At 65.0% G+C, this 5145-nt stretch carries 5 protein-coding genes and 1 pseudogene; 2 read left to right on the top strand and 4 right to left on the bottom strand.

From position 1 onward, the window contains the following. The first annotated feature begins 429 nt into the window (after nt 1-429). Nucleotides 430-798: a helix-turn-helix domain-containing protein gene (locus ACX12L_RS22745; RefSeq protein ID WP_244386943.1), complete on the top strand. Its 369-nt coding sequence runs from the start codon at nt 430-432 to the stop codon at nt 796-798. A gap of 12 nt (nt 799-810) precedes the next feature. Here ACX12L_RS22745 and ACX12L_RS22740 read toward each other — a convergent pair. Then, nucleotides 811-963: pseudogene (locus ACX12L_RS22740) on the bottom strand (IS66 family transposase); the annotation flags it as partial. A gap of 504 nt (nt 964-1467) precedes the next feature. Here ACX12L_RS22740 and ACX12L_RS22735 point away from each other — a divergent pair. Beyond that, entirely contained in the window at nt 1468-1710 is a 243-nt protein-coding gene (locus ACX12L_RS22735; RefSeq protein WP_244386946.1) for a hypothetical protein, read from the top strand. Nucleotides 1711-1738: 28 nt separating this feature from the next. Here the strand turns inward: ACX12L_RS22735 and ACX12L_RS22730 are convergent, their stop codons facing one another. The 3 genes from ACX12L_RS22730 to pcaG are packed head-to-tail and all read right to left on the bottom strand — an operon-like array spanning nt 1739 to nt 4654. Then, nucleotides 1739-2629, bottom strand: a complete 891-nt coding sequence (locus tag ACX12L_RS22730) for an amidohydrolase family protein (protein ID WP_244386949.1) — start codon at nt 2627-2629, stop codon at nt 1739-1741. Next, nucleotides 2622-3947, bottom strand: a complete 1326-nt coding sequence (locus ACX12L_RS22725) for a class-II fumarase/aspartase family protein (protein ID WP_244386950.1) — start codon at nt 3945-3947, stop codon at nt 2622-2624. The genes ACX12L_RS22730 and ACX12L_RS22725 overlap by 8 nt, the downstream gene beginning before the upstream one ends. Beyond that, the gene (pcaG, locus tag ACX12L_RS22720; RefSeq protein WP_244386951.1) at nt 3944-4654 is read right to left on the bottom strand and encodes a protocatechuate 3,4-dioxygenase subunit alpha; all 711 of its coding nucleotides are present in this window, start codon (nt 4652-4654) and stop codon (nt 3944-3946) included. The genes ACX12L_RS22725 and pcaG overlap by 4 nt, the downstream gene beginning before the upstream one ends. Between the last annotated feature and the right edge of the window lie 491 nt (nt 4655-5145).

Genomic DNA, 5145 nt, shown 5'->3' with positions numbered 1-5145 from the left:
GAGGCCACCATACCCGTTTACAAAGCGAACAGGAAAGTCAATGAAATCAACGGTCTACCCAGACCACCCCCGCGCCAGTGCTAGCTTTGCGTACCGTCACTTATTGCACTGAAAACGAGGAGACCCCTGCTGTCGCTGGCAGCTGATGGCGTGCACTTCCCGCGGCCCTCAGACGGCAAGAAGATGGTCAGCTTCGACTGGACGCCGATCCGCTACCGCAAGCGATCAGGCGCAGACCTCGGCACCTGCACCGGATCTGGCCGGCCTAGCTGACGATCTCGCCGCAGCGTGGAATTCGCCGCATGTCACGATGCGAACGCGCCAGCAGCTGCTGCGCACCCTCGTGAAGGACCTTGAGCATCACCTCCCATTGCATGGCTGCCGCACGCCCGAAGAGGCGCTGGCCGTCATGCGCAGCATGGCCGGCAAGTGGGCGAGCACATCGCCGCGTCGCTCAACCGCATGACGCTTCCGACGGGTCAGGGCAAGACCTGGACCGCGCATCGCGTTGCCTCGGTGCGAATGGTCAATGACATTCGTGCCTACCGCTCCGCGCATCAGGATGGCGAATGGTTGACGATGTCGGAGGCTGCAGCCAAGCTCGGTGTCACGAATCACTGCATCCGGCGCCTGATCAAGGCAGGGCTGCTGCCCGCCGAACAGGTCGTCGCGAGAGCGCCGTACCAGATCCGCGCCGACGATCTGCTCGATCAGCGCGTCATCGAGGCTGCCGCGCGAACAGCTCGCCCGTGTCGCATCGATGGCGGGAATCAGATTCCAATGTTTTCAAGCACTTAACGAAAGCGGGCACTATGAGCAGGCCATCACCACCGGCTTCAAGGCGCGTTCGCCCCAGTTGTTGTCGGCCTCCAGGATGCCGTGCTCCACGAAGGTGTTCAACGCCACCCAGTTGCTCAGCGCGTAGCCGAACGCCTCTCCCAGCGGAGACTTCGGCAACACCGTCGGTGCGTGCGCGGCCGAATGCCTGCATCTTCAACGAATGCGGAGCAGGCGAACTGGAAGGCATCAAGCGACGGCGTTTGGGCAGCCAAGCATGGCAGGAACTGTTTCGGCGGCATGCGGAAAGCGGAGAGCCGATCGGCACGTTCTGCCGGCGCGAGGGGGTGAGCGCGCAAGCTATCGGCGCTGGAAGGCCCGTTTGGACGAGCAAGCGTCGACGGCGGCGACCAAGTCGCCGAGGGGGGGACGCGCCGAAGCCGGGCGCAGTGACGGCGGCGCCGTTTGTCGATCGGGCGCGCTCGGCACGATGCCCACTGCCGCGGGCCGACTCGAGGTGCGACTGGATCTCGGTGGGGGCGCTCGCCGACCCGGACCGCCGGCTCAAAGTGCGGCAGGCGCAGACCAAGCCGCTGACGCAACAACTGCACGACTGGCCACGCGGCCAATGGTCGATTACAAGATATAGTCAGGAAGGCTGCTTTGCTTCACCCCCGACCCGGAGATCGCGTGGATGCTCCCCGGCATCCCGCCAGCCGACCGTCACGCGAGGTGGCACTGATCCGCATTATCACCTTCCGCGTCGGCAAGATCGCACATGGACATATCTACTGGGATCAGCCCTCGTTTCTGGTGCAGATCGGGCTGCTCGATCCGGACAAACTGCCTGTGGTCTGCATCAATGCGGTGCGCAAGGTGCTCCACCCGAAGCTGCCTTCCAGCCACCTCCTGTCGAGGGGACGTCAGCGCTGACGACCTACGCAGCGCGTGCAAACGAGATTCAGGCCGCCAATGCCAGCAGGCGCAGCGGGTTGTGGACCAGGATAGCTTCCCGCTCCGGCGCCTCGGGAACGAAGGTGGCCAAGGCATCCACCAGCGCGGTGTCCTCCGGCACCCTGGCGGCATCGAAGTAGCCCGTGTGCGGCCAATCTGTTCCCCACAACAAGCGGTCGGGACGGGCGCTCACCAGCGCCTGCGCCAACGGCGCTACATCGGCATACGGCGCCCCCTGCCGCGAGATGCGGTCTGCGCCGCTGAGCTTGATCCAGAAGTTGCCGCGCGCAAGCAGCGCGAGCAGGATCTGGAACGGCTCCTGTGCGACACCTCCTGCTGGGTCCACCCGGCCCAAATGGTCAATGACAACCTGCACCGGAATGGCCTCGAGCCACTCTTGCAGGCGCGCGATGTCGGCACCATCGAAATGAAGCTCGACGAACCAGCCCAGGGGCGCAATGCAGCGCACCACATGATTGAATACGGTCAGGTCCAACGAGCCGCCGTGCTGCGGGTTGAAGGCGAAGCGCACGCCGCGTGCGCCGCGCGCGTGCAGCTCGGCGCACGACGCGGGTGAGGCGGACGCATCCAGGCGGACCACGGCTACATAACGGCCGTCGGAGCGCGCCACGGCATCCAGGTCGACCGCGTTGTCGAACCCGTGCGTGTTCGCGTGCACCACCCAGCCGCGTGCGAATCCAAGGGCCTCGTGCAGGCGAAGGCACTGCTCCACCGGTGCGTCGGGCGGCGTGTACTTGCGCTTCGCTCCATACGGAAAGCGAAGTTGCGGCCCCAGGGCGTGAAAGTGCGTGTCCCATGATCCGTGAGGCACATGCCATGCAGGGCGCGCCGTCACAGGCCGCGGACCCAGGCAATCAGGGATCGGTTGCTCACTCATGGGCTGCCTCCGGAATGACCGAACTGGCCTGCTGCAGCACCGCGGCACACATGGCGTCGGCGCTGCCCAGATAGGTGGCCGGATCCGCCAGCGCCTGCAGTTCAGCGTTCGAAAGCACCTCTACTACCGCTGGAATTTCCGCCAGGACGGATTCGAGCGGGACATCTCGCTCTATCGCTGCGCGGCAGGCCTCGTGCACCAGGTCGTGCGCCTGCAAGCGACCGAGCCGCGGCGCAAGCGCCATCATGAAGCGTTCGCCCAGCATGACGCCCCGCGTGCCGTCCAGGTTGCGCCGCATGCGGCTAGGGAATACCTGCAGATCCTCCAGCAGCAGGACGGCCAAGTCCAGGCATCGCTCGGCTGCGATGAACGCGGGCCCGACCACCTGCAGCTCGAGCAGGGCCTCGCCGCTGCGTTCCTGCCGCTGTCGGCCGGCCAGCAGGACACTCATCGCATTCTGGCCGACCAGCGTCGCCGCGGCGACGGTGTGCGCGCACAGAATGGGATTCGCCTTCAGTGGCAGCGTGCTGCTGGTGTCCTTGCCACCGGCGTGGGGCTCCGCCACTTCTCCGATCTCGGTGCTGCCAAGTTCCGCAATATCCTGCGCGATCTTTGCCAGGCTGTTGGTCAATCCCGCAAGGGCTGCCACCCGAACGAACACCTCGTCGCGCATCGCGGCCCAGGTGATCGTCGGTTCGGGCAGGCGCAGACGCCGCATGAACGCGCGCCTCACGGCCAAGCCTTGCTCCTGCAGCGACGCCAGCGTTCCCGCCGCGCCTGCAAACTCCCCCGGGATGGGGCGCGCGACGGCCGCGCGGACGCGCTCCGCATGGCGCAGCACGGACGACAGCCACACCGCCGCCTTGAAGCCGAATGTGATGGGCAGTGCGTGGCCGCCGAAAGTCCGCCCGGCCATCACACTGTGACGATGCGACCGCACCAGCGCAGCCAGCGCTCGCGCCAGCCGCTCCACCCGCTCCAGCACGCCTCTGAATGCCTCGTCGACTTGCAGTGCAAGTGCGGTGTTGACGATGTCCTGTGTCGTGGCGCCCCAGTGCACGAACCGGCCCGCATCTCCGCACGCCTCCGTGAGCTGCCGCACCAGGGGAGCTACAGCGTAGCCGGTGCGCTGAGCCTCCTGCCGCACGCGCGGAACGTCGATGGCGTCCAGTGTCGCACCCCGCTCGATTTCGCGCGCCGCATCTTCGGGGATGACGCCGACTTCGGCTTGCGCATGCGCGAGCGCCACCTCGATTCCGAGGTACAGGGCCAGAGTCTCGGCCTCGCCGAAGATCTCGCCCGCCGATCGCACACTCATTTTCCTTCCACGAAGAACGGCGTTTCCTGGCTACCGCGCAGCACGATGTCGAACTGGTACACCTGTGTGCCCTCCGGCTCGTCGGGCATCCGGCGCGCGATCAGCGAGGCACGCGCGCGCAGGTCCTCCACCCCGTTAAGGATTGGATCAATATCGTTGTACTCCTCGCCGGGGAAGTACATCTGCGTAATGAGGCGCTGCATCAGCCCGGCCGCGAACAGGGAGAAATGCACGTGCGGCGGTCGCATCCAGTTGTCGTAGCCCGGGTTGGGATACGCACCCGGCTTGATGGAGCGGAAGGTATAGCGCCCCTGCGAGTCTGTCAGCGCGCGACCCCACCCCTTGAAGTTCGGGTCCAGCGGCGCCTGCGTCGTGTCGTCCGGGTGCTCGTACTTGCCCCACCGGTTCGCCTGCCAGACCTCGATTAACGCCTTGCGCACCGGCTTGCCGTTCTCGTCCATCACCTGCCCCTGGATAATGATGGGCGTTCCTTCAGCGCGCGCGCCTCTGGGCTGCTTGCATGCCAGGTCCTCGTCACCCGGGCGGACCAAGCCGACCCCGAAGAACGGGCCAATTGTTTGCGAAGGTGTGATCACATGAATGTCTTGGCTCGGCGTGCGCTGCTCGTGGACACGGTAACCGCGGATCACCTTCAGCCGTTGTTGGCCCAGGAACACTGACGGATGAGGCAGAGGAGCTTCGGTCATATGGTTTTCGCAGAGAGGTGGAGTGGTGAGAATGCGCGAGCACTGAGTAATAATTGCGAAACGCAATATTTGCAGTCTCGGAGGATCATAGATCGAGACAGGCAAGGAAGTCAACATGCTTGCTGCTTAGGTGCGGATCGCTGACCATAATTTTTGCGGGTACCGGGGGGGCGGCACAACGGCTGCTTACACATTCGTAGTGCGCAACAGTAAAATTTCGCGATCCCATCCTTGCGCGTTCGCCGCGAGCTTGGTGTGTGTACGAGAGACGCGCAAGCTTCTTTTTCCCGCCAAAGTGCGCAGCTCGGCCAGAGGGTCACTGCGTGTGCGAGGTGGGGCTTATGGCGTCCGAGGGGTCGCGTGCCTTACTTTCCGCGGGTCAGCAGACGCATTTGCGCGTAATTTCCGGGCTGCGTTTCGAGGTGCCTAGAACGTGCTTGCGGGGACGCCGAGCAGCGCGAGCACTTTGCGCTGCAGGTCGGTGAGTGTGA

Source organism: Alicycliphilus sp. T452 (assembly GCF_054512775.1).
The sequence above is the reverse complement of the archived record's forward strand: the minus strand, read 5'-3'. Positions and strand labels throughout refer to the sequence as shown.